We start from the raw sequence: 26,110 nt of genomic DNA, 5'->3' as shown, positions 1-26,110 counted from the left end.
GAGCAACCAGATGTCAGCCCGCGATACCATCACAGAGTTCACCATGATCCCCAACGTGGGTAAGGCCACGGCGGAGGATTTTTACAAACTCGGCCTGCATCACCCCAAGGAGCTTATCGGGCTGGATCCATATCAGATGCACGCCCAGCTCGAAGCCATCACCCAGTGTCGTCACGATCCCTGTGTCATCGATGTGTTTATCGCCGCGGTGCGTTTCATGGAAGGTGAAGAGTCCCGGCCCTGGTGGCACTATACCCCGGAGCGCAAGGCACATCTGGCCAAGCTGCAACAGGGATAAGCTCGCCCCGCGTTTGAGCGCTTATGGCATCGAGAGCCTAAAGATGCCACTATTGCCCCAAGCCAAAATTAGACTCATGCTCAACCACAACAACGAAAACCACGACTAAAACCAATACTCAAACCACAAAAAAGAGCGCCATGCTGACCACCTTAGCCATCAACAACTACCGTTCGCTGCGAGACATACGCCTGCCCCTGGGGCGGCTCAATCTGGTCACCGGTGCCAACGGCAGTGGCAAGTCCAACCTCTACAAGGCGCTTAGGCTACTGGCACAGACGGCCCAAGGTGGCGTGGTCAATGCCCTGGCCCAGGAGGGCGGACTGGACTCCTGCTTCTGGGCGGGGCCGGAAAACCTCACCAAGGGGATGTTGAGCGGCGACACAGAGATAACTCCCACGGTACGGCAACAGACCAAACGACTGAAACTGGGCTTTGCCGGCGATGAGTTCAGCTACCTCATCGAGCTGGGGCTACCCAAGCCAGACAGCACCACCCTCTTCGGGCTAGATCCTCAGATAAAGCGTGAGGCGATCTGGGTCGGCAACAAGTATCGACCCGCCGCCGTACTGGTGGAGCGACGTGGCCCCATGGTGAAGGGGCGCGCCCAGCAAGGGGGGCAAGATGGCTGGCAGAGCCTGAATCAGCATATGCAGCATGGCGACAGCATCTTCACCGAGCTGTCGGATCCCAGCCGCACGCCCGAGGTGCTGAGGCTCAGAGACAGCATCCGAGCCTGGCGCTTCTACGATCATTTCCGCAGCGACGGCGAGGCGCCCGCGCGTCAGCCGCAGCTGGGTACCCGCACCCCTGTGCTGCACCACGACGGTCGGGATCTGGCCTCGGCGATTCAAACCATCTTCGAGATAGGCGATAGGGAAAGTTTCGATGAGGCGGTGAGTGATGCCTTTCCCGGCGCCCATGTCACCATAGGCTACCAGGCCGGTGGCCTGTTAAGCGTCAACTTTCACCAGCAGGGGCTGCTAAGGCCCCTCAACGCCCAGGAGCTCTCCGACGGCACCCTAAGGTATCTGCTGCTGATCGCCGCCCTACTCACCCCAAGGCCGCCTGAGTTGATGGTGCTCAACGAGCCAGAGACCAGCCTGCATCCGGATCTTCTGCCTGCACTGGCCCGGCTTATCGCCAAGGCATCTAAGGTGTGTCAGCTCTGGGTGGTCTCCCACGCCAATCGGCTGATCAATGCCCTCAACGAATTTGAGCAGTGTCAGCTAATCGAACTCGACAAGCAGCTGGGGCAGACCAAGATAGTGGGGCAAGATCTGCTCTCCACCCCAAGCTGGAACTGGCAACAAAAAGCCCAGGGCTAGGCCTGGGCTTAACAAATAACGAAGGCGCGTCGCGTTAAAGCGAACTAGTGTTATAGAGAAAAGTTAGCAATCGTCTTCTGAATGCCCACGACGTCGGTGCCTTTCTTCAGCTCCTTCACCAGGGGATCTTTCTGCCCCGAGATCCATAGCTTTAGCTCGGCGTCCATGTCGAAGGTCCCGGCGGTTTCCACCTCAAAATGGGTGATCGCCTTATAGGGCACAGAGTGATAACTCACCTTCTTGCCGGTAACGCCCTGCTTGTCGATGAGGATGAGTCGCTTGTTGGTAAACACAAACATGTCGCGGATGACACGGTAAGCCAGCGCTAACTGCTCGTTGTCGCCCATGATGGGCCCCAGCTCCTGGGCTAACTCATCCAGGTTCACTTCGGCAGCATTGCCCATCAGCGCATCTAACAATCCCATATTTGATCTCCTTGAAAGTGAACTTAATTTGTTCCCTAGCCTATACCTGACGGTTAGCGCCGACAACCATCATTTCGCATTTAGGACAGTCGAAGACCAGCTTGAGCACATCCTTACCTATCTCAATCTGCAGCGGCTCCGCCTTGATGCCGGGCACCTCTTTCGGGCAGAGGTTGAAGTTAAAGCGCAGGCAGTGCTTGGTCACCATCAGTGGCGCATCCTCGGTCACGCCGTTCTTCTCATAGGTGTCTTCTATCTCGATCACCCCATGGCGTGTGTAGAACTCTTTGGCCTTCTCGTTGGCCACATTACCCATGAAGCTCAGGTGCTTAAAGGGATAGACGGCGTCTTGGTTGTATTTCCATGCCTGCGGGCGCTCGTAGCCCTCGACGCGCGCCAGCTCCAGGGCGGCAACCGTGTCACGGCGCAGGCCGTTAAGCAGGGAAGCCGGCATAAACCAGGGACTGGCGGTCTCGATATTGATCTCGCGGGCCTCGAAGTCTGTGCTACCCAGCTTACCCAGCTGCTTACGCAGATTCTTCAGCGCCTTCTCTATGTCTGTGGCCGGGGTCTTATCGAGTTCCAGCTCGCGCGTGGCGCTCAGGCCATATTGGTCCGTCATGGTCAGCGCGACCCCTTTTTCGGTATCGCTCAGGGTCATGTCCACCTTGATGATACGCTTGGAGGACTCCTTGGCCAGCACTGTCTCGAACGCCTGATCATGGTTACGATACAGGGTGGCGCTCACCTTAAGATCGCCGGGTACGGCGATCACATACAGCTTGTTGCCATCGGCGCGGTTAACCCTGAGCCCCTGCAGCTTGTCGTCAGACTGCTTGGCCTTCTCATAGTTTGGCGGGAAGTAACACAGGCCATCACCGTTGTTGAAGCTGTGGCTCGATTCCACCTGAATAAAATCTTTACCCAGGGCTGCAACCCTGCCCACCTCTTCGCCGATATATTTCGGCGAGCGGAAATCGCTGACTCCCTGGCTACGCTCGTTGACGAAGTAGTCGGTGCGGCCACGGTTGAAGGTCTTCTCAGTGTTCGGCGTGAAGCTGTGTTCGCAGCGGCCGTGGCTCGAGGCCACAAACTCGGGGCGACGCGCGATGATCTTATCCAGCTCCTGGCGATAGTGAGCGGTTACGTTCTTCACATAGCTGAGATCTTTGAGGCGACCCTCGATCTTAAAGGAGCGAATACCGGCATCGATCAGCGCCTCTAAGTTATCTGTCTGGTTGTTGTCTTTGAGCGATAGCAAGTGTTCGTTCTGCGCCAACACCTCCCCCTGGCGGGTCTTGAGGTCCCCCGGCAGACGGCACATCTGCGAGCACTCGCCGCGGTTGGCGCTGCGGTTACTGAAGGCATGACTTAGGTTACACAGGCCGCTGTAGGCGACGCACAGGGCGCCGTGGATGAAGAACTCCAGCTGCATGTTAGTCTTAGCCGCCACATCGCGGATCTGACTCAGGCCCAGTTCGCGGGCGAGCACCACCTGTGAGAAGCCTACCTGCTCTAAGAAGGCAACCTTCTCTGGATTACGGTTATCCATCTGGGTACTGGCGTGCAGGGCGATAGGCGGAATATCCAGCTGAAGCACCCCCATATCCTGCACGATCAGGGCATCGGCACCGGCCTCATACACCTGCCAGATCAGCTTCTGCGCCGCGTCCAACTCGTCGTCCATTAAGATGGTGTTGATGGCGACAAACACCTGGGCGTGATAGCGGTGGGCAAACTCACACAGACGCGCGATATCCTCGACGCTGTTGCCGGCAGTCGCCCTGGCACCGAAGGCTGGGCCACCGATATAAACGGCGTCGGCACCATGCTTGATGGCCTCGATACCATAGTCGGCATTCTTGGCGGGGGCCAAGAGCTCGAGGCGGTTTGAGCGGGTAGTTACCGGCGCGATCGGTGCGCTATCGGGGATAAAAATCTCAGGCTTGTCCATGAGGAGTCTCGAATCAGATCACAGATAGATAAAAATTAGGGGCGCGATTATAACAGACCTGGCTCACAAAACACCTTGATATCGCGCATTTTTTCACCAAGCCAGCGATTCATCAGGCTCAGATACCACTCGAGCGTCGGCTTTAACTAATGCCGGTCGCCATATACTCAATAATGCACCGCCAGCCATATAGTCTCTTCCTGCTCGCTGGTCCAGCTGACCCTGTGGCGACAGTGGGCAGGAATATTCAGGTGATCGCCCACCTTAAGGTGCACCACCTCGGCGCCCTCGAACACTAAGGTCGCCTCCCCCTTAAGCACCATGACCCACTCGTTTCTGTCCTGATCGTACCATTGTCCCTCTGGCGTACGATGGGCCTTAGAGACGATACGCTCGATCAACACGCCGCCGGTTTCCACCAGAGGCTCGAACGCCTCCAGGGTGAGGTCATCCGGCAGGGACGCAAAGAAGTTGTGCTTTTCCATCGCCATCTCCGTCACTTGCTCTCGAGTAGGGTCTTGAGGTTACTCAGCCCCTGGCTGAGATCCCGCTCTACCATGGCATCCACCTGCATCAGCGGCAGCAATATATTCATGGGATAGGCCATGTTGCCACTAAAGCCCCAATGCACCTCGGTCTGGGTCGGCCCCAGAGCGTCGGTAGTGATATAGGCGGGCGAGACCGCCTCGAAGGGCGTCTTAAACCTCAGCTCATATTCGATACGCTTGCCTGGGAAGATCGCCATGATCTCCTGCTCTCCCGCGCCGACATCTGGGTTGTCGCTACGCCAACTTGAGACAAAGCCGACTGTGCCATCCTCGCCGCGATAACTCTTCTCCATGGCCGTGTCCATCTTGGCCCAGACGCTGAATTGATCCTGGTTTTTGAGCTTTCTCAAGAAGTCGAATACCTGGTCCGCCGGCCTGTCAATGACGATTTGGGTATCCACACGATAATCTTCTTCGATAAACAGGGCGGCAATAAAGGGGGATGAGAGTAGCAGGAGTACGAGTATCAGGAGTTTCTTTAGCATGGCGAGTTCCTTAGCAGGCGGGCGATGCCCCTTGTGGCTGGCACAAAATGGTCTGGCCTAATTGTATCTGTCATAACATAGCCAAGAATCAGGGTGTTGGAAAGCCGCGCCGACAGCTAACTCCTGCTCCTAATACCAAATCCTAGTCCAGCTCTTAGTACCAGCTCCTAGTACCAGCAAAGAGCCGTTTAATAACAAGGCCTTGCCATAGCAAGGCCCCAAAATAGAAAGGGCGCCTCCAGTGAGAGACGCCCTTCGTTTACCAATAGCGGTTACTACTCGCCGGCCTTGAGGGCCGCCAGCCTGGTCTGCAGCAGCTGATTCTCCGCCTCGATATGACGATAGAACTCCTTGTCGGCCAGCTTAGATGCCGCCGCCTCGTCGATCACCAATACGGCGTCGCGATGCAGCTGCAACGCCGATGCCGGACAGGCAGCGCTCAGGGCGCCCTCTACCGCGGCGCGAATGGCGTCGGCCTTACTCTCACCTGTGGCCAGCAGCAGCACCTTCTTGGCATCGAGTATGGTGCCAATCCCCATGGTGATCGATAGGTGGGGTTGATATTCCCCCTCGGCAAAGAAGCGGGCATTGTCTTCTATGGTCGCCTGGGTCAACGTCTTGACCCGGGTACGTGACATCAAACCAGACGAAGGCTCATTGAAGCCTATATGACCGTTGCGGCCTATACCGAGCAGCTGAATATCTATGCCGCCGGCGGCCTGGATCTGCGCCTCATAGGCCTCGCAGGCGGCGATGGGATCTTCGGCATCCCCCGGCGGCACATGGGTGTTGGCCTTATTGATGTCGATAGCATCGAACAGCTGGCTATCCATGAAGTAGCGATAGCTCTGGGGATGACTCCCCTCCAGCCCCAGATATTCGTCCAGGTTAAAGCTGGTCACTCCCTTGAAGGAGACGGCACCCGCCTGATTGGCGGCCACCAGGCGCTGATAGAGAGACACAGGGGTCGATCCAGTCGCCAGCCCCAGCACAGAGTCCGACTTACGCTTAAGCTGATTGATGATGAGATTGGCACCATATTCCGCCACCTCGGCGCTATCTTTTAGAATAACAATTTGCATGATTTGATTCGTCTCGGCCCTGGTAGTTAACGCCCTCTCACGGCGGCTGGCTGCAATACCATAAACTCAGCTCTACGCGCCGATGAGAGAAATTAACATTACTATAACCACAAATGACAGCGTTGTCATTATTAATCTGACCATAAAAACGCCGCGCCATTCGTGGTAAACTGCCCCGGCCCATTACCACAGAGAAGCCCATGTCAGCCTATAAGCCAGCCTCTAAGCCAGCCTCTAAATCAGCCCGTATGGCAGCCTCTATGCCAGCAAAGGTCACGACCGCAGAAGACAGCCCTTTAAAAGTTACCCCAGATTCAATTGAACAGACTCAAGGCGAAGCCCAAGAACAGTTGCAATTGACTGGGCAAACAAGCACGCCTGCCCAACACTTTATGATCTTTAAGCCTTACGGCTATCTGAGCCAGTTTGTCGGCGAGCGGCGTAAACGTAAGCCTTTACTTGGTGAGCTGGCCAACTTCCCAACGGGCATCATGGCGATCGGCCGGCTGGATCATGACTCTGAGGGATTACTACTATTGACCACTGATGGCAAGACCAGTCATGCGGTGCGCAGCAAGTCGATAGAGAAGGAGTATTACCTGCAGCTCGATGGCGAGATCACAGATAAGGCGATATTGAGCCTCTGCGAGGGGGTTGAGATAGGTATCAAGGGCGAGAAGTATCGCACCCTGCCCTGCCGCGCGCGCCGCCTCGACCAGGCGCCAGACCTACCGCCGCGGGGACGCAAGATAAGAGACGCCCGCCACGGGCCGACCAGCTGGCTGGCGATCACCATTACCGAGGGCAAGAATCGTCAGCTGCGTAAGATGACCGCCGCCGTGGGCTTTGCCACCCTGAGGCTGGTGCGGGTACGCATAGGCGATATCCACCTGGGCACGCTGCTGCCAGGCGAAGTTAAACCGCTCGCGACACTAGGTTAAGCCAGACGTTAGCCCAAGCGCTAATCTAAGTACTAGCCCTAGCGCTAACCTAAGAACTCGGCCAGCTCCTCGACCACTCTGGGCTTACTGTAGAGATAGCCCTGGGCCTGATCGCACCCCGCCGCCTCCAGGAAGGCCGCCTGCTCCGGCGTCTCCACCCCTTCTGCTATGATGCAGAGGTTCAGCGCATGGCCAAGGGCGATCACCGCCTTGGCGATTGCCGTGTTGTTGCCATCTCTGGGAATATCACGGATGAAGGACTGATCTATTTTCAGCTTATGTATAGGCAGACGCTTCAGGTAGTTCAGCGACGAATAGCCGGTCCCGAAATCATCCACCGACAGCTCGACCCCGAGCTCACCCAATTGTTTAAGCACCTCGATCACCGCCAGGGGATCGGACATCATGCAGCTCTCGGTGACCTCAAGCTCAAGGTATTCGGGCGGCAGTCCCGCCTCGTCGAGCACGCGTTTCACCTGGGCGCAAAACTGTTTCTGCTGCAACTGAGGCCCGGCCACGTTCACCGAGATGCGACCAAAGCGCTTACCCTCGGCTAACCATTGAGCCCCCTGAGTCGCCGCCTGTTTCAGCACCCAGAGACCTATCTCGTTGATCAGGCCTATATTTTCTGCCACAGGGATAAAGATGGCTGGCGAGATAGTGCCAAGCTGTGGGTCTTCCCAGCGCAGCAGCGCCTCGAAGCCGACACACTGACCCGTGCCCAGCGCCAACTTGGGCTGATACACCAGATAGAAGGCATCCTTGTTGATGGCATCGTGCAGCGCACTCTGTAGCTTAAGATGCTCCACCGAAGCCAGGGTCAGAGATTGAGTATAGAAGGCGTAGTTGTTGCGGCCATTGGCCTTGGCCCTGTGCATGGCGGTGTCGGCGTTACGCAGCAGGGTGTCGCCGCTCTCGCCATCACCCGGATAGATGGCCACCCCCATGCTGGCGGTGAGGCGCACGCTGCCTTCATCATCCAGCAAGAAGGGCGCATCGAAGGCTTCGCGCAGTCGACTCACCATGAGGGAGACGCTGTCGTCACTCTCCACATGGGGCAGGACGGCGATAAACTCATCACTGCCCAGCCTGGCCAGGGTCGCCTCTTCCCCCAGCTTCTGTCCCAGACGTCTGGCGACCTCCACCAAGATGGCATCGCCGGTCACATGGCCGTAGCTGTCATTGATATGTTTAAACAGATCCACGTCGATGAAGATCAGCGCCAGCTCCGTCTCTTCACGGGCGGCGTGTCTCAGCTCCTGCTCCAGGTTGGCCGACAGCATCATGCGGTTAGGCAACTTGGTCAGCGGGTCGTGGTACACCAGCCGCGCCAGCTCCTTCTCGCTCTGCTTCTGGGCCGAGATATCGGCAAACACGGCGACGAAGTAGCGCACCTGATGATCGTCGCCATACATGGAGCTGATGGTGAGTTGCTCTGGATAGATGGCGCCGCTCTTACGGCGGTTCCAGATCTCACCGTGCCACTTGCCGTTGGTCAGCAACGAGCGCCACAGGCGCTCGAAGAAGGCCTTGTCGTGACGGCCGGAATTTAAGATGCGTGGATTTTCCCCCAGCACCTCGTCGCGGCTATAGCCGGTGATCTCGGTAAAGGCGCCATGAACCTCGATGATATTGCCGCTGGCGTCTGTGATCACCACACCTTCCACAGAGTTCTCGAAGATGTTGGCCGCCAGTTCCAGCTGTTCCTGGGCCGCCTTATGGGAGGTGATGTTACGGGAGATGCCGATCACCCCCTCCAGAGTGCCATCTGGCGAGACGACCGGGACCTTAGTGGTCTCCAGCCAGGAGTTAGACTGGTCGATATCTTTGGCCTCACACTCGGCGGCCGTCACCTGCACGCCGCGCACGATTGACTCATAATCCCCCTGAACAAACTCTTCGGCCAGCTCGGGGGAGAAGATCTCATCGTCGGTGCGATTGAGCAGCTGCTCTTTGCTGCGCCCCCAGGCGATCTCGACGCTGTGGTTGATCAGCACGTAGCGCCCCGCCACATCCTTCATCCACACATGCTCCTGCAGGCTGTCGATGAAGAGTTGCAGATCCACATTGGGCGCCGCTTGCGGCGCTATCTCTATTAACTGCTGGCGATGGGTCTGATAGAGGTTAATCAGGGCATATTGCATCGCCTGACAGGTCAGCTTGACTTGGGTGTTTAGCCGCTTGTCGTGGTTGGGCTGCTCGTTTGGCACCAGACACAGGGCGCCATAAAGGGCCTGGGATGGCCAGAAGAGCGGATGCAGTATGATGCCGCCGACATCGACAGGTTCACGGGGATGATGGGGATGTTCGATATAGTCGCGAAACAGGCTGAGTCCCTGGGCGCAAAGCTGGGCGACACTCTGGCGATGGACCTGATTGTCATCGCACAGGCTAAGCTGAGGCGTCAGACCATCGCTGGCGGTGAGGGCCAGCAGGAAAAGACTGCCGTCAAACGCCTGGGCCAGGGTCTCTAACGCTTCCTGCCAATCTTGTAACGCTTCATCTGGAATCTTGATATCTATCACTATCCTACTCCGAGAGCGACGACCGAGTGTCACTATCCCTGAATCCTTTTCGCTAGCTTATCGCCAAATAGTCGTAATGGACACCTGCAAATGCGATAAATTAACCTTAATTTAACAAAAGTGTGTTAGCCCCGACAAAAAATGGCGCGGGCAGCGACCCAACCCATCTTATACTAGAAATAGAGTAACTTATCAGTGGTTTAATCTAAAACTTCATCTCAGGCGGTCACTTTAGCTGCAAATGACGCAGATAAAAAAACCAGCCCTGGGGCTGGTTTTTTTCTTAAGCGTTGCCTGCTTATCCCTGAGGACGCATCGCCGGGAAGAGGATCACGTCACGAATGGTGTGGGTGTTGGTAAACAACATCACCAGACGGTCGATACCGATACCCTGACCGGCAGTCGGTGGCAGACCGTGCTCCAGCGCCGTGATGTAGTCGGCATCATAGAACATGGCTTCATCGTCGCCCGCATCTTTAGCATCGACCTGCGCCTTGAAACGCTTGTCTTGATCTTCCGCATCATTCAGCTCGCTGAAGCCGTTAGCCACTTCGCGACCACCGATGAAGAACTCGAAACGGTCGGTGATGAAGTGGTTTTCATCGTTACGACGGGCCAGCGGCGAGATATCTGCCGGGTAGCCAGTGATGAAGGTAGGCTGCATCAGCTTAGGCTCGGCGGTTTCACCGAAGATCTCTTCCAGCAGCTGACCACAGGTCCAGAACTTCTCGATAGTCATGCCCAGGCTCTTAGCCAGGTTACGCATGAACTCGACGTCTTTAACCTCTTCATAGGTCATAGACTGAATCGTCTCGTTGTCTGGGTTGTACTTCTTGATCGCATCCAGCATGCTCAGACGCTCGTATGGACCACCGAAGTCGATAGTGTGCTCACCGTATGGCAGCTTGGTATCACCCAGCAGATCTTTGGCGATTGACGAGAGCATCTCTTCGGTCAGGTCCATCAGATCTTTGTAGTCGGCATAGGCCATATAGAATTCCATCATGGTGAATTCTGGGTTATGGCGTGGTGACAGGCCTTCGTTACGGAAGTTACGGTTGATCTCGAACACGCGCTCGAAACCACCTACCACCAGACGCTTGAGATATAGCTCAGGCGCGATACGCAGGTACATCTCGATATCCAGCGCATTGTGGTGAGTAATGAAAGGACGCGCAGAGGCACCACCCGGGATGCTGTGCATCATAGGGGTTTCCACTTCCATAAACTCTTTGCTTACCATGAAGTTACGGATAGCGGTAACCACTTTAGAGCGCATGATGAAGGCCGCACGTGACTCTTCGTTCACGATCAGGTCTACATAACGCTGACGGTAGCGGGTCTCTTGGTCGGTCAGGCCGTGGAACTTCTCAGGCAGCGGACGCAGTGCCTTGGTCAGCAGCTGGTACTCTTCCATGTTGACATAGAGATCGCCCTTGCCAGACAGGTGCAGCTGGCCGGTCACACCGATAATGTCACCGATATCCAGACCTTGATACTTGGCCTTTAGATCTTTCTGAACATCTTTACCGGCATAGGCCTGGATGCGACCGCTCACGTCCTGGATCACCAGGAAGGGACCGCGCTTGGCCATGATCCGACCGGCGATAGAACGCTGGACATTCATCTCTTCCAGCTCTTCCTTGCTGTATTGACCATACTCGGCCTGGATGTCGGCAGCCTTATGTTTTCGATCGAAGTTGTTCGGGTGACCGTTAGCAGGGCAAGAAGCGCGAACGTGATCTAACTTGGCACGGCGCTCTGCAATTAACTTGTTTTCGTCTTGAGTTTGTTCAGTCATCTTCTTCTCTCGTTAAAGGCCAGATTTCAGGCTAGCTTCAATAAACTTGTCCAGATCGCCGTCGAGGACGCTCTGGGTATTACGGTTTTCCACGCCGGTACGCAGATCTTTGATACGGGCATCGTCCAGCACGTAAGAGCGGATCTGGCTGCCCCAACCGATATCAGACTTGGCGTCTTCGGCGGCTTGCTTCTCGGCGTTTTGCTTATGCATTTCCAGTTCGAACAGCTTAGCTTTCAGCTGTTTCATCGCCGTGTCTTTGTTCTTGTGCTGTGAACGATCGTTCTGGCACTGCACTACGGTATTGGTCGGCAAGTGGGTAATACGCACCGCAGATTCGGTACGGTTAACGTGCTGACCACCAGCGCCCGAGGCGCGGTAGACGTCGATGCGCAGATCCGCCGGATTGATATCGATCTCGATAGAGTCGTCGATCTCCGGATAGACAAACACAGAGCAGAACGAGGTATGACGCTTACCCGAGGAGTCGAACGGCGACTTACGCACCAGACGGTGTACCCCGGTTTCGGTGCGCAGTGACCCGAAGGCGTACTCGCCAGTAAACTTGATGGTGGCGCCCTTGATGCCGGCGACGTCACCGTCGGTGACTTCGATAAGCTCAGGCTTGTAGCCCTTGGCTTCGCCCCAGCGCAGATACATACGTAGCACCATGTTGGCCCAATCCTGTGCCTCGGTACCACCAGAACCCGATTGAATATCAAGGTAGCAATCAGAGGCGTCGTTCGGACCCGAGAACATGCGGCGGAACTCCAGCTCTTCCAGGCGCTTCTCTAAACCAGCCAGCTCGCTGTTGGCGTCGTTGAAGGTGTCTTCATCTTCCTCTTCGACGGCCAGCTCCAGCAGGCCTTCCACATCCTCTAGGCCACTGTCCATATCGTCTATGGTCTTGACCACGGCCTCTAGTGAGGCGCGCTCTTTACCCAGGGCCTGGGCATTATCGGGATTGTTCCAAACGTCGGCGCTCTCTAGCTCTCGACTGACTTCTTCTAGACGCTCACTCTTGGCATCGTAGTCAAAGATACCCCCGAAGAAGTTGGGTGCGCTCGGCCAGCTCCTTGATTTTAAATTTAACCGGATTTACTTCAAACATGACTCTTTCTACTTAAAATTCGATTGGCAGGAATGCAAACGCGGTATTTTAACGCAATCGTCCCTTTTCGCATAGGGGCGAAGCAGTGCTAATTGAGCGAATTTCATCGCAAAAAACGCCATTCTTGCCCGGCTCCGGCAGCAGGGAGAATCCCCGCCCCTTTTCGGCAGGCTGGCTATACTGTTCAATATGAAACAGACGAACCAATGCTGCTATCACGAAGACGAAGGTTTCTCCTGCACCGAGCCGGCCGAAGCCTCCGGGCTCTGTTATTGGCATGATCCTAAAATCATTAAAGATAAGCCGGAAGATGTCGCCCGCCTGGAGGCCTTCGCCCGCAACGGCGGCATGCTGCGGGGCATCTCCCTCAAGCGGGCCAACCTGCCCGGCATCGATCTGGTGAGGCACCATCAGAAGACAGGCTTCGACATGAGCCACGCCGAGCTGTATCGCGCCAATTTGCAGGGGGCTCACATGTTTAACCTCAACCTGCAACACGCCAGCCTGATGAAGGCGGATCTGCGCGAGGCCAATGTTCACTGCGCCAATCTGGTGGGCACCAACCTCTTGGGGATCAAGTGGAACGGCGCCAAAATAGAGAACATCAATACCGGCAAGCTCCTCAGGCAGGAACGTCTGGCCAACGAGGCTGAGAGAGTGGGCGAAAACGAGATCGCCCTCGACTATTTCGAACAGGCCGAGGAGATCTACCGGGATCTGCGTAAGGCCGCCGAGCGCGAAGGCCTGTTTGCCATGGGCGGCGACTACCTGCGTAAAGAACTCACCATGCGCCGCCATCAGATGCCCAAATACAGCTACTCGCGCATCCTCTCCAAGATGATCGACATCTTCTGCGGCTATGGCGAGGCCCCCACCCGGGTGATCGGCTTCTCCATGGGGCTCATCTTCGTCTGCGCCCTGCTCTACCTGTTTACCGGCCTCAACTATGACGGCAATATCCATGTGTTCAACTGGCAAAACGATCTCACCACCAACCTGGCGCTCTTCTTCAACTGCATCTACTACTCGGTCGTCACCTTCACCACGCTAGGCTATGGCGACTTCACCCCCATAGGCTATTCCCGCGCCATAGCGGCCGTCGAGGCCTTCACCGGCAGCTTTACCATCGCCCTGTTCGTGGTGGTGTTCGTTAAGAAAATGACCCGCTAAGGGCAGAGTGTGATCCAGCTCAAATCGCGCCAATTCCGCCACGGCGCAAGCCAACAAACCCAGCGCAATTTGTGAGCAGCACTGCAAATGCAGCACAAAAAATCACTACTAAGACCTGTGGTGAAAAAGCCTCTGGGTATACTCAAGCAAACCTTGTTTCGCTAATTTACGATAAGCCTCTTTACCCATAGGCAGTCCATAAAAAATCATCGACGAGACCAAGGTAGCCAAGCTCAAGCTTAGATTCTAATAAAAGGTCCCTACCATGATAGAACTCACCTTCGACGGCCAAGTCGTCAAAGCCAACCGGGGCGAAGATCTGCTCACCTGTGCCAAGGCCGCAGGCATAGCGATCCCTAATTTATGTCATCTGGGCAAGCAACTGGACGACAAACTCGCGGGCAAGCAAGACTGCAACCTCTGCTATGTCGAGGTGCGAGACGACCAGGGCGACCTCCACACAGTCAAGGCCTGTAAGACACAGGTCGAGGCGCCGCTCGAGGTGATCACTCACTCGGCCGCCCTCAGCAAACGCCGTCAGGCGGCGCTGAAACACCTTTTGAACGACCACTTCGCCGACTGCGAAGCCCCCTGCCAACAGGCCTGTCCGGCCGGCGTAGACGTGCAGTCCTATCTGCTGCATATCGCCCAGGGCAACCACAAGGAAGCGGTCAAGGTGATCAAACAAACCCTGCCGCTGCCGCTCTCTATCGGCCGTGTCTGCCCGGCGTTTTGCGAATCGGCCTGTCGCCGCGGCGAGCTGGATGAGCCCCTGGCCATTCGTCAGCTCAAGCGTCACGCCGCCGACCTGGATTTGGACAGTGAAGACACCTATGTGCCGCCCAAGGCGCCCGCCACCGGCAAACGCGTCGCCATCATAGGCAGCGGCCCGGCGGGGATCAGCGCGGGTTACTACCTCTCCAACTCAGGTCATGAGGTGACCATTTTCGAATCCATGCCCAAGGCGGGCGGCTGGCTAAGATACGGTATTCCCGAGTACCGTCTGCCCAAGCAGATCCTGGACAGAGAGATAGACCTGCTGTGTCAAAATGGCCTGGTGATACAGACAGATACTCGTCTCGGCCGAGACATCCACCTCAAGGAGCTAGTCAGCCAATTCGACGCCGTCTGTCTCGCCATCGGCGCCCAGAAGGCGGTGCCCATGAACTATCCAGGCGTAGACCTCGAAGGTTGCTATTTAGGCGTGGATTACCTTAAAGATCACTGCACAGACAACAACTACCTCACAGGCCAGAAGGTGGCGGTGATCGGCGGCGGCAACACCGCCATCGACTGCGCCCGCACCGCGCTACGCAAGGGTGCCGAGGTAACCCTGGTCTATCGCCGCACCCGCGATGAGATGCCGGCTGAGATCTATGAGATAGAGGAGGCCGAACATGAGGGCGTGCGCTTCTATTTCCTCACTAACCCCATCGAAAACCATGGCGATGCCAATGGCCATATCAATGCCGTCACCTTCGAGAAGATGCGCCTTGGCGAACCCGATGCCTCCGGCAGACGCTCACCCCAGGCCACGGGCGAGACCTTCACCGAGGCGTTCGATACTGTGATCCCGGCCGTCTCCCAGACCCCGGACATGACCTTCCTCGAGCATCCAGAGAGTCAGCTCTCCACCGGCGAGGTGGCCCTGACCCGCTGGAACACCTTCTCCGGCTGTGAACATACTATGTCATCAGGGGTGGAGAAACTGTTTGTGCTCGGGGATTCACGCACCGGCCCCGCCACCGCGGTTGCCGCGGTGGCCGATGGGCGCAAGGCCGCCAATGCCATCGAGAAACTGCTGAGCGGCGAGCTGAGCTGCGAGCTGACACCCGCGCCCTTCAACTCCCAGAAGCAAGATGAGCAGAAGCCTGACAGCCGTCACTTCCCGGCTCGTCTGCTACAGGCCAAGGCCAAGATGCCGGAACTGGCCATCAACAAGCGCCTGGATAATTTCGACGAGATAGAACTCGGCTTCAACGACGAGGAGGCGATGCTCGAGGCCGCCCGCTGCCTGGAGTGTGGCTGTCAGGCCAACACAGAGTGTGCCCTGCGGGACTACGCCACCGAGTACCGTGTCGATAGTGCCGCGCTCGATAAACAGGGCCACCGCGCCTTTACCCAGGATGCCAGTACGCCTTTTATCAACTTCGACCCCAACCGCTGCATCAGCTGCGGTGCCTGCGTCGCCATGTGCCGCCAGCAGTCTGGCCATCAGGCGATCAGCTTCGAGCCCGACAGCTATCTAGCCCTGCCCCAGGAAATGGCCGCAACATACAGCCGTCAGGCGCCTCGCGCCGGGTTCAGCGCCACCATGGCCGACAGCCAGTGTGTGCAGTGCGGTAACTGTGTCCAGGTCTGCCCCACAGGGGCGCTGACCGATGCAAGAGACAAGCGTCAGGGCGTTAAACATGAGCTGAAACAGACCTCCACCGTCTGCACATACTGCGGCGTGGGTTGCCGTGTCATCATCCACAGCGATCCCGTAACTGGCGAAATCAAACGCGTCTCGGGCGACAACCGCTCCCAGGTCAACGAGGGGATGCTCTGCGTCAAGGGCCGCTTCGGATTCGACTTCATCAACAGCCAGCAACGTCTGACCCAGCCGCTGCTGCGCAGAGATGGTGAGCTGGTGCCGGTCAGCTGGAATGAGGCGATCGATTACATAGGCACTCAGCTGGGTCGCATCAAGGCCGAACATGGCGGCGACGCCATAGCAGGTCTGGCCTCCGCCAAGGCGACCAATGAAGATAACTATCTGTTCCAGAAGCTGTTTAGAAGCGTCATCGGCACCAACAACATAGATCACTGCGCCCGCCTGTGTCATGCCTCGACGGTCACCGCCCTGCAAGAAAGCCTTGGCAGCGGCGCCATGACCAATGATATTCCGTCGATAAAATCCTCGGATCTCATCTTCATCTTGGGCTCGGATACCGAAGCCGCCCACCCTATCATCGCCTCCAAGATCAAACAGGCGGTGAACCAACACGGTGCCCGCCTGGTGGTGGCCGACCCCAAACGGGTGAGCATCGCCGACAGCGCCGAGCTCTACCTGCGTCACCGCCCCGGCAGCGACGTCATGCTGCTCAACGCCATCATGCAGGAGATCATCAAGCAGGGCTGGCAGGACAGCGACTACATCAGTCGCCGTGTCGAAGGATTCGACGCACTGCGCGCCGAGGTGATGAAGGACGACTACAGCCTGAGTAACGCCGCCAAGATCACCGGGGTTGGCGAAGAGGAGATAGCCCAGCTGGCCCGCATGATAGGCACGGCAGAGAAGACCGCCATCTACTATGCCATGGGGATCACCCAGCACACCTCGGGACATGACAATGTCACCGCCATCGCCAACCTGCAACTCCTGTGCGGCAACATAGGCGTCGAGGGCGCGGGGATCAACCCGCTGCGGGGCCAGAGCAATGTCCAGGGGGCTTGCGATATGGGCGCCCTGCCCAACTACTTCACCGGCTACCAGAAGGTCACCGACCCCGAGGTGCAAGCCGCCTTCAGACAAGCCTGGCAGCAGGAGTGGCTACCGGATCAGATAGGTCTGGCGGCAACCGAGATGATGCACGCCCTGGCCCACGGCAGGCTCAAGGCCCTCTATGTGATGGGGGAAAACCCTGTACTGAGCGATCCCGATCAGGCCCATGTGATGCAAGGGCTGGAGTCGGCCGAGCTGCTGATCGTCCAGGATATCTTCATGACGGAGACCGCCCAGCTGGCCGACGTGGTGTTGCCAGCCGCCAGCTTCGCCGAGAAGCCTGGCCACTTCACCAATACCGAGCGCCGGGTGCAGCGTCTGCAGGCGGCCATCGACAGCCCAGGTCTGGCCCGCCGCGACTGGCAGATCATCACAGATATCGCCAAGGCACTCGGCGCCGATTGGCGCTATGAGGATGAAGCGTCCATCTGGCAGGAGCTGACCCGCGTCACGCCCCAGTACCGCGGCATCCAATGGCATGACACAGACCCCAGCACGCCACAAGGCCTGCTGGGTAAGCAGTGGCCCTGTCCCGAGCCCGGCCATGAGGGCACCCGCCTGATGCATAAAGAGCGCTTTACCCGCGGACTTGGTAAGATGACGCCCGTCGGCTACCGCCTGCCGGCCGAGCTGCCCTGTGAGGATTATCCCTTCACCCTTTCCACCGGGCGCCTGCTGGAGCAGTTCCACACCGGCACCCTAACCCGCAAGACGGACGGTCTCAATACCCTGGGTTCACCCAAGGTGATGATGTCGGCCATCGACGCCGACCGCCTGGGGGTAAACAACGGCGACGTGCTGACCCTGTCGACGAGGCGCGGCAGCATCAACATCGCCGCCTTCGTCACGCGCCGCGCCCAGCCGGGAGTGCTCTTCCTGCCCTTCCACTTTGCCGAAGCGGCGGCTAACAAGCTGACCAACAATGCGCTGGATCCTGTGGCCAAGATCCCCGAGTTTAAGATCTGCGCCGTCAGAGTAGAGAAGGCCAGCGAGGCGATCTGCTGGTCTTAGGGCAAACTGACATCATCAAAAAGGCCACAACAAGAGTTGTGGCCTTTTTCTTTGTTGTTTAGCGGCTTGATGCTTCGAGCAGGCTGCTACACCAAACTGCCAGCTACACCTTAAATTGGCCTACCAGGGTATCCAGGTTGCGGCCCTCATTGGCCAGCCCCTGACTGGTATCCGAGGCGCTATTACTGGCCTGTAGCAACTCGTTGACGATCTCCTGAATCGCAAACACGTTGCGGTTGATCTCCTCGGTCACCGAACTCTGCTCCGTGGCCGCCGTGGCGATCTGGGTACTCATGTCGTTGATAGAGGTCACCGCCGAGGTCACCGCCCCCAGGCTATCGGAGATCGCCCGCGACGAGGTCACCGAGCGATGACAGCTCTGCTGGCTCGATTCCATGCTGCTCACCGCCAGCGACACCAGATTATGCAGCTCAGACAACATCTCGTTGATCTCTAAGGTACTGGCCTGTGTCCGGCTGGCCAGGCTACGCACCTCATCGGCTACCACGGCAAAGCCGCGCCCCTGCTCGCCGGCGCGGGCGGCCTCGATGGCGGCGTTGAGGGCAAGCAGGTTGGTCTGCTCGGCGATGCCACCTATCACACTCAACACGCTGTTGATCTTCTGTGACTGCTCGTTGAGGGAGTTGATATGTCCGGCCGCCATATCGATCTCCGCCATCAGGGTCGAGACCTCATGCAGCGAGCTGTCGACACACTCCTGGGCGTTGCCCACATCCTGGGTGGCCGCCTGGGTCGCCTCGGCCACCTGAGTGGTACTCATGGCCACCTCTGAGGCGGTCGCCGACATCTCGGTGATCGCCGTAACCACCTGATCCGTCTCGTTGTTGTGGCTGATCAGCTGCTGCGCCATGGCGGCGGTCTGGGAGGAGATGTTATCCGCACCGCTCTTCACCTCGACGGTGGCCCTGGCCACATCCTTGATGATCCCCTGCAGCTTATCGACAAACTGGTTGAAGGCGCGGCCCAGCATGGCGATCTCATCGCTGCCCTGCACGTCCAGGCGCTTGGTCAGATCCCCCTCTCCCTTGGCGATATCTTCGAGGTTCTGCACCATGTTGTAAATGGGGTTAACCATGCGCTGGGCGGCCACCAGCATCACCACGGCGGTGATCGCCACCAGCACCAGGGCGAAGAGCAGAATCATCATCGCCTTGTCGTTCATGTGCTTGGTCATCACCTCACGATAGCTCTCCACCTGGGCGTCGATATCGTCGGTGTAGGCACCTGTGCCCAAGATCCAATCTTTACCCGGCACGGTTGCGGCGTAGCCTATCTTTGGCACCAGGCCGGTGACCCCGGGCTTGGAGTAGTCATAGTTAAAGAAGCCATCACCGCTTCTGGCGGCATCTATCAGGCCGACCACTATCTTCTTGCCGTTAGGGTCTGTCATGCCGATCTGCGCCGTGCCCTCCAGCGCAGGCTTGACCGCATGAAAGCGGTTGAAGCCGTCAAAATCGTAAATAAAGAAGTAACCGGCTGTGCCGAAACGCACGTTACGCAACGCCTGATTCACATCGCCCGCCGCCCCCAGGGAGAGCTGATGCTCGACGATATCCAGGGCGATATCGACCTGATCCTTTAGCTGGGCCTTACGTTCGCTATAGAGACTCGCCTTGAAGGTCGACATATTCTCTTCGAGGGAGTTAGATTCCAGGTTATAGGTGATTGAAACTAAGAAGAGAAAACTCAAAATCAGGGGCAGGAGAGCAAATACCAACAGCTTATTTTTCATTCTTAATTGCCACATGTTCCACTCCAACAGGGTTTATTACATTTGTAAGTAAAATATAGCTAAAAAGTACCAGTGTCAGTGCTTAATGCTAGATAAATTGTAGTAGATCAATAATCTTAGCCAACTAGGCGGAAATTTCTGCCTAACATAAAAAAAGCCAGCATTCCATCCCTGGAATACTGGCAATCACTTCAGTAATTGGTTTGTGCTAACAGATAGCGCTTAAGTATCACCCTGATCGCTAAGCACTGGATTTAAGCATGAGATTTTAGGCGGCTTATTAAGTTAATCCGCCTAATCTCTATTTCACCTTAGCGTGCTAGCTTGCGGCGTAGGCCGGCAAACATCAGCAGCATCAGGGCCGCGAAACCGAGCGCACCACCGTCGTCTTTCTTTTCGACTTCAGGTTGAGTTTCTGGCTCTGGCTGTGGCTCGACGCCATCAGACTCAACGGTCAGCATGAAGCTGGTCGATGCTGCATCGCTTGGGTTTTCCACGTCGCTCACGGTAACCGTGACTTCCACTTCGCCGTAGAAGTTGGCTGCTGGCGTGATGGTGATTTCGCTACCTGAGGTATGGCCATCGACCACAGCGATAATGTGCTCACCGGTAACGGTGATCTGGTTAACGCTGTTTTGCTCATCGGCGTACATCACGGCGATGCCTTCCAGGCTAGTGTTCTCTGCCACACTCTGGTCGGCGATAGCGCCCAGGGTGATGTTAGAGGCAACGCTGACGGTGTGGCTCATGCTGATGTCGGCCATGCCTTCGACCTGGCTCACGGCGTTAACCGTTAGGTCTTGACCAGCGGCATTGTCTTTCACACGAGTCCAGGCGGTTACCTCGAACTGCGAAGACTCAGGGCCCACGTAGTCGTAACAGATCACCAGACCGTCAGATAGCTTCTTGTCCAGCTCGCCATAGGTAAACTGCTCACCCAGGTAGGCACTCAGCGGACCATAGGCATAGACGCCGCCCTTGAAGCCTTGGATACCGATAGAACCACGGCCGTCTTGGCTACCGAAGTCCAGATTGTCATAGGCCATCATCATCTCGTACTCGCCGTCGCCATGACGGGTGTTGACGTTGAAGATCAGCTCGAAGTCGAATCTGTCATCCAGCTCTTGCCACTGATAGACGCGGTTTGCATCGCGGCCCGCAGGCAGGTATGAACGCGCGTTATCGTATTCCAGGATGCCCCAACCAGTTTGCGTGCTGGCGATAGAGATGCCCGAACGCTCACTGAAGTTGTTGACCAGTGGTGCCGATAGGATAGCTTTTGGCGCACTTGGATCCAGCGCCTCGAAGCCACGCCACATCATGCCGATCGACTCGTATGGGAAGCTCTGATACGGGAAGATGTCATGGTATGGGAAGAAGAAAGGCTGACCTTCCCATAGCGACACGATACCGTGTGCATGGATATCCAGGGCGTTCTGCTTAGCAACATTGAGCTCTTCGTTGTTGTTATACAGATGGAAGCTGTCATAACGACCACCGAAGATCACATCGATTGGCAGCACGATACCGTTGCGGCTCAGGATATTGTTGTCCTTACCATTAACGGCACGGCCGTTGGCATCGTATTCCACCGGCGCGAAGCCGCTGAAGATCGGATAGATACGGAACTCTTCGAGATCCACATAACCACCCGGATTCTTGTTACCAAAGTCTGGCGTGCGGCACATGGCGTCTTCCAGGTTAGTGGTGACATTGTAGCTGGCTTGCATATCGGCGGTATTAGGTTGAACACCGCTGATGGTCAGCTTACCTTCTTCCAGGCTGATGTCTGTCACAATCGCCTTAGACGAGGTCAGTACATCTTCCACATTCAGGCTCAGGCCTGCCGGGATGTCGGCACTAATGGTGAAGGCACGATCCGCGCCGCTGTCATTAGGCTGCACCTCGAAGGTGAAAGGCACCTGCTCACCCAGATGGGCACCGGTTTGCGGTACATCCAGATGCACGTCATCGATACCACGCTCAAGCTTGAAGGCGACCTTGCCTATGTTGCCGGCGTTGACCTCTGAGGTACCAAAATCGATCAGTGAGTAGTAAACATCGCCCTCAACCATCTCAGGCAGGTTCCAGTTCACCTGGATATCTACCGGCTCCTGACCATTGCTGGCAGGCACGTCCACGCTCATGTCTGAGGCGACATTATCGGTCACAACCGTTGTCGCGAACTGGAAAGTCTCTTCCATGAAGTCGTGGTAGTTGTTCTGCGCCGAGCCCTTTCTTGGGTTGTAGAAGATTGCCCAGTATTGGCCCTCTTCCGGCTGATTGATGTTACAGAAGTTGTCGTACTGGATGTGGTTAGAGACACACAATAGCTCTTCGAACGGATCCGCCTTGCCATTGCCGTTGTAGTCCTTACCCACGTAAACCAGCAGGTTGCCCTTACCCAGGCTGCCTTCCAGACCACTCTCTGTGGTGCCAAACGATTCGACCATCAGACGACGGGCATTAGCCGGCACCTGAATCATCTCCACATGAGTCGCCTCATCCAAGCGCTCTTCCATCGGCACGCTCTGATCGGCATTGCTGCTCCAAGGGAAGCTACCATCGTTATCCTTCGGCAGGGTGATGGTTTTCACGTCGGCCTTAACAGGTGCAAAGATACGACCTTGGATGTTGTCGCCTTCCGGCAGGCTGATCCCCTTGATGATCGCATTGCCATCATTACGATGAGCCGTTGCCGCCAGACGTCCTGGCATGCCGTTCTTGTCATACTTGAACACCACTGGCCAGTGCGCCTCAGACGCCGCGCCGCTGGTTTCGGTGAAGATCAGGTTAGAGTGCAGCTCAACTTCCGCGTTGCTGAACCAGTCCTGGGTATCCATGATCGAAGCCTCGACCACGATATCCATGGTTTCGCCCGCTTCCAGGGTAAACTCGCTCGGGGTCACCTTGATAGACACACCGTTCTGCGCCATCTGTGAACGAGAATCGAAGGCCCAGTTCATCACGTCGTCATGGGTCACGCTCCAGCTACCGGCGGTTGTCGCCTTGATGGTACGGATCCACTGACACTGTGGCTTACACTCGAAGTTCACCAGCTGAGGGATGTTCAGCTTGTGCACAGCGCCGCCATTTTGCGGATCGGCAGCCTTAAAGTTCTCAACCGTTTCATCCATGATGAAACCGGCCTTGGCGGCGTTAGCCACGTTGATACGACCGGTACCGGCACGGTAGGTAGACGCCAGCGCCACATCACCGTTCTCGTCGTTGAGTCTGTGATATTGCACCTTGTTCTCTGCCGTCATCGCCAGCGCAGATTGGATCTCGGTAGCGCTCCAGCTCGGCTTGGCCTGCTTGAGCAGCGCCATGGCACCGGCAACGTGTGGCGAGGCCATAGAGGTACCGCTGAGGAAGGCGAAATCACCTGACGAACCACCAGAAACGAATGGATGCTCATCGGCAAAGGCGGCGTAGATGTTAACGCCAGGGGCCGCAACCGCAGGGATCAGGGCTTCTGGAGTCGACGGGCTAGGACCGCGTGACGAGAAGGCTGCCAACCAGTCGGCGCGCTCAGGATCTAGGTCGCGATCGATCGTGGTTTCAGAGATGGTCAGCACATGGTTGCTGCCCTTGGCCAGCCAGTCGCTCAGGCCGTAACCCGACATACCGTTGTCCCAGCGACCATCCCACTCCTGCTTGGTGATATGTATGCTTGGCACAGAATAGGCTGCCGTCGCCACAATGCTGTCGGCATTGGCGTAGTTGTACATGATCATGCCATCGGCGCCGCCAGCCAGGATGTTGTTGGCCTTAGCGCTACGAGCGATACCGTTAGGATCGTTCAGATCGTTACGCTTACACACCACGATCACATCGGTCGGGTTGCCATCGGCGTCGGTCAGATCGAAGGTGCCGGCCGGGAACGGCTCACCACAGTACTCGTCGCCATAGTCGCTAGCCTTAACCACCATACCCGTCACCGAGCTGGTGTTTACCGCGCCGCCGACGATCTCGCTCCAGCGTGGCGCTTCATCGCCACCCATAGGATCGACCAGCTTGGTCTCAACCAAGATCTCACGAGAGTGAGTGCTCGCCGCCACGTTCATCAACCAAGGCGAGGCATGGTCAATAGCGCCGAAATATTCCTTGTAGCCAGCAGGCTGACCCGAGTTACCGGCTGCAGCCGCAACCGAGATACCGGCTTCGCGAGCCGACAGGAAGGCCAGCTCAACATCGTCGCTCCATGGGTGAGAATCCTGGCCACCGATAGAGAAGTTAATTACATCGACACCGTCGCTGATGGCATCTTCGATACCGGCGATCAGGGCTTCACCCGGACAGCCTGGGTTGAGTTCGTTCGATGGATGACACACCTGGTAAGAGATGATGTTGGCGTGAGGCGCAACACCGCTCATGCGCGGAAAGAGTGCCTCTTTGACTACGCTACCATCGTTAACCGCGCCTGGCGCAGGATTGACGAAATCTACATCCAGCAGCACGTTACCCGCGGCGGTCGAGGCTACGTGAGAACCGTGGCCCTGGTAGTCTTCACCCACGGCTGGGCGGGTATCGCCATAGACACCGCTGGTGAAATTATCTGTGATCACTGGGTATGAGCGCACACCGATAAGCTTGTCGTTACACATGCCCTCGAAGCCCTCTTTGAGACAGTCACCTACGTACTGGCCCGCACCCCAAGGGTTTTGATGGTCATAGCCATCGTCGCCCACATCGGCAAAAGATCTGTGGTCTGTGTTCACCCCGGTATCGATAATACCGACGATCACATTCTCCCCCTTGTAGGGAACCGAATCTGTCACAGTACCAGTCCAGATCTTGTCCGCACCGATTAGCTCAGGGCCGACATCGGACAGCAGGTCATAAGTCTTAGAGCGACGAACAGAGGCGACGCTTGCCATCTGAGAGACACGCTGCGCCTCCTCCTGGCTCATGGTCATAGAGAAACCGTTGACCGCATTGGTAAACTGCTGACGCACAGGACGATCGCCCAGGGTAGCCGACAGCTCAGAGATGACCGCCTGCTGCTTGCTCAGCAGCTGATCGCGGTACTGTTTGATCTCGCGGTTAACCGGCTGACCGGCCACAAACAACTTAGCCTCACCGGGCTTAGCCTTGACAGCACTACGCTCGGCGCCGCCTTGAGCCAGCAGGCTAGCGCCCGCCTGAGCCAAAGGCTTCTGATAGAGTCTGACGATGTAGACGTGCTCACCTGTCAGTCCCTCTTCGGCGACGAACTTCTGGTTCTGATGGCTGATCTGAACGTTCAGGCCATCATTTTGCAACAGGTTAACCTCTTGCGTGCTAGCGGCATTGAGTTTTTTCGCCTGTTCGGCGGTGATCTTCAGCGGCTCGAGTCTTTCGACCTTAGCCTGCTGTATCGCCGCATGGGCCATACCGGCACTGTAGAGTGCGGCTGCCACGGCTGTTACTAATGTTTTCACCTTCATGGAACTTCCACCTTTTTTGTAGTTATGCCCTGATGAAGCTTGTTGTTTGCATACTTATTCACCAGCGAACTAACATATAATCATGATGGCTTAACTAAGGTGGATAGCTTTGGTGTAGCATTTTGTAGTTTTGTTAAAAAACAAACATTTGGTTAACACTGGGTGTTTTTGGCTTATCCCAGGTCAGACCAGAGTTATTTAACAAGCCTCAAAGACAAATAAAATCAATTAAAAACAACCAAATAAAACATCATTCGCGAAAATCACCCGAAACAAAGCATGATAACAAAACCGCTACAAATTAAGGCGAGGCAGACCATAATCGATAGGCAGGTGAGGAACATCACCTGCTTAGCCCCATGCTTGCCACATAGCAAAATGATGTTATGCTCTGGCGGCACTAAGTGGTTGAAGCATGATTATTCATTCAATAGACGCGAGTCGCCCAACGGACTCATCATGAGTGAAAAAAAATCGACCGGATGACTCTGATTTCGCGCACTGATTTCGAGCACTGATATCGAGCACTGATGCCAGCAAAGCGATAGCGCAGATTTGCCAAAGTTAAAATTTGCCAAGCTTAAAATTTTGCAGCCTGGAAATTTGGCAAGTGGCATATCTTGAGGATTCGATGTGAGCTAACCCAAGGCCTCTACTCGAAAAAACTCTCCAAGGCATGTAGCATTTTGTACACTTATAAATATTTTTACAGACTTTTAACCTGAGATGGTTTTAGATGCTAATTTCAGTTTCGGGATGTGG

The 26,110-nt window shown here is 56.4% G+C and carries 15 protein-coding genes; 5 read left to right on the top strand and 10 right to left on the bottom strand.

From position 1 onward, the window contains the following. Window positions 1–10 precede the first annotated feature (10 nt). Complete coding sequence (locus K0J45_RS04185; protein ID WP_220044381.1) at window positions 11–298, top strand: helix-hairpin-helix domain-containing protein; 288 nt, start codon at window positions 11–13, stop codon at window positions 296–298. Window positions 299–438: 140 nt separating this feature from the next. Beyond that, on the top strand, window positions 439–1,626 hold the full coding sequence (locus K0J45_RS04180) for an AAA family ATPase (protein WP_220044380.1): 1,188 nt from the start codon (window positions 439–441) through the stop codon (window positions 1,624–1,626). Between the two features lie 50 nt (window positions 1,627–1,676). Here the strand turns inward: K0J45_RS04180 and K0J45_RS04175 are convergent, their stop codons facing one another. From K0J45_RS04175 to nagB, 5 genes are all read right to left on the bottom strand, one after another. Next, window positions 1,677–2,051, bottom strand: coding sequence for a PH domain-containing protein (locus K0J45_RS04175; RefSeq protein WP_011864625.1), 375 nt, complete (start codon window positions 2,049–2,051; stop codon window positions 1,677–1,679). Between the two features lie 40 nt (window positions 2,052–2,091). Next, window positions 2,092–4,005, bottom strand: a complete 1,914-nt coding sequence (locus K0J45_RS04170; protein ID WP_220044379.1) for a peptidase U32 family protein — start codon at window positions 4,003–4,005, stop codon at window positions 2,092–2,094. A gap of 167 nt (window positions 4,006–4,172) precedes the next feature. Beyond that, complete coding sequence (locus K0J45_RS04165; protein ID WP_220044378.1) at window positions 4,173–4,490, bottom strand: cupin domain-containing protein; 318 nt, start codon at window positions 4,488–4,490, stop codon at window positions 4,173–4,175. Window positions 4,491–4,501: 11 nt separating this feature from the next. Next, on the bottom strand, window positions 4,502–5,038 hold the full coding sequence (locus K0J45_RS04160) for an SRPBCC family protein (protein WP_220044377.1): 537 nt from the start codon (window positions 5,036–5,038) through the stop codon (window positions 4,502–4,504). Between the two features lie 275 nt (window positions 5,039–5,313). Beyond that, window positions 5,314–6,120, bottom strand: a complete 807-nt coding sequence (gene nagB, locus K0J45_RS04155) for a glucosamine-6-phosphate deaminase (protein WP_220044375.1) — start codon at window positions 6,118–6,120, stop codon at window positions 5,314–5,316. 392 nt (window positions 6,121–6,512) lie between these two features. Between nagB and K0J45_RS04150 the strand changes: the two genes are divergently transcribed. Beyond that, on the top strand, window positions 6,513–7,061 hold the full coding sequence (locus K0J45_RS04150) for a pseudouridine synthase (protein ID WP_258406818.1): 549 nt from the start codon (window positions 6,513–6,515) through the stop codon (window positions 7,059–7,061). Between the two features lie 44 nt (window positions 7,062–7,105). Here K0J45_RS04150 and K0J45_RS04145 read toward each other — a convergent pair whose 3' ends face one another. The 3 genes from K0J45_RS04145 to prfB all read right to left on the bottom strand — a co-directional run bounded on the left by K0J45_RS04145 (window position 7,106) and on the right by prfB (window position 12,498). Then, window positions 7,106–9,586, bottom strand: a complete 2,481-nt coding sequence (locus K0J45_RS04145) for a sensor domain-containing protein (protein ID WP_258406761.1) — start codon at window positions 9,584–9,586, stop codon at window positions 7,106–7,108. A 298-nt stretch (window positions 9,587–9,884) separates the two neighbouring features. Next, a complete protein-coding gene (lysS, locus tag K0J45_RS04140; RefSeq protein WP_011864618.1) occupies window positions 9,885–11,387 on the bottom strand; it encodes a lysine--tRNA ligase in 1,503 nt (500 codons plus the stop codon). Between the two features lie 12 nt (window positions 11,388–11,399). Then, window positions 11,400–12,498 (bottom strand): peptide chain release factor 2 gene (prfB, locus tag K0J45_RS04135; RefSeq protein ID WP_186300663.1). Its coding sequence is split into 2 segments (ribosomal slippage): window positions 11,400–12,422 and window positions 12,424–12,498, totalling 1,098 coding nucleotides; the frame shifts between segments, so codons are not numbered across the junction. A 189-nt stretch (window positions 12,499–12,687) separates the two neighbouring features. Here prfB and K0J45_RS04130 point away from each other — a divergent pair. Next, on the top strand, window positions 12,688–13,668 hold the full coding sequence (locus K0J45_RS04130; RefSeq protein WP_220044373.1) for a pentapeptide repeat-containing protein: 981 nt from the start codon (window positions 12,688–12,690) through the stop codon (window positions 13,666–13,668). Window positions 13,669–13,933: 265 nt separating this feature from the next. Then, window positions 13,934–18,166: a formate dehydrogenase subunit alpha gene (fdhF, locus tag K0J45_RS04125; RefSeq protein WP_220044372.1), complete on the top strand. Its 4,233-nt coding sequence runs from the start codon at window positions 13,934–13,936 to the stop codon at window positions 18,164–18,166. 103 nt (window positions 18,167–18,269) lie between these two features. Here fdhF and K0J45_RS04120 read toward each other — a convergent pair whose 3' ends face one another. Continuing rightward, window positions 18,270–19,934 (bottom strand): methyl-accepting chemotaxis protein, encoded by a 1,665-nt coding sequence (locus K0J45_RS04120; RefSeq protein WP_220044370.1) that lies wholly within the window; start codon window positions 19,932–19,934, stop codon window positions 18,270–18,272. Window positions 19,935–20,230: 296 nt separating this feature from the next. Next, on the bottom strand, window positions 20,231–25,348 hold the full coding sequence (locus tag K0J45_RS04115) for a S8 family serine peptidase (protein ID WP_220044368.1): 5,118 nt from the start codon (window positions 25,346–25,348) through the stop codon (window positions 20,231–20,233). Between the last annotated feature and the right edge of the window lie 762 nt (window positions 25,349–26,110).

This window comes from Shewanella alkalitolerans (assembly GCF_019457575.1).
GTDB classification, from domain to species: domain Bacteria; phylum Pseudomonadota; class Gammaproteobacteria; order Enterobacterales; family Shewanellaceae; genus Shewanella; species Shewanella loihica.
Note: the sequence above shows the minus strand (reverse complement) of the source record. Positions and strands in the feature narration are given on the sequence as shown.